Genomic DNA, 530 nt, shown 5'->3' on the forward strand with positions numbered 1-530 from the left:
GCTTCTGCAGACCATTCCGGGCGTTGGACCGGTCACAATGTCGGCTGTTGCGGCGACGATTGGCTCAGGCCACCAGCTCCGAAGCGGACGGGAGTTTGCCGCCTGGCTGGGGCTCACACCGCGCAACCATTCCAGTGGTGGCAAGGAACGCTTGAGCAAGATCACCAAGATGGGGGATCGATATCTGCGCCAGCTCGTCGTGGTTGGAAAGGCGTCCCGCATCCGGCAGGTCGCCAGTCACCCGGAGCGGGCCGATCCCTGGCTGGCCAATCTCCTGCAATGAAAACCGGCGCGCCTCGCCACGGTGGCTATGGCCAACAAGACAGACCGGATCATAGGGGCGGTGCTGACAAAGAGCGAACCTTACCGGTCGCACGCGGCTCGAGGAGCAGAGGATCGCCGAGATAGCAAGACCAACGATGTGATGGTGTACCCGTCAGCCGCAAGGATCAGGACACTCCGCCGAATGCCCCGGCCGCTGTTGCCCGCAAAGCAGTTAGGAACCTGATCTGCGGATCCCATCAGGGCCA

Annotated in this window: 1 pseudogene; it reads left to right on the forward strand. The window is 62.8% G+C overall.

The window, feature by feature from the left end:
• Nucleotides 1-382 (forward strand): annotated as a pseudogene (locus tag AADZ90_RS22425) (transposase); the annotation flags it as partial.
• Between the last annotated feature and the right edge of the window lie 148 nt (nucleotides 383-530).

The organism is Aestuariibius violaceus (assembly GCF_040779325.2).
In the GTDB taxonomy this organism is placed as follows: Bacteria; Pseudomonadota; Alphaproteobacteria; order Rhodobacterales; family Rhodobacteraceae; genus Aestuariibius; species Aestuariibius violaceus.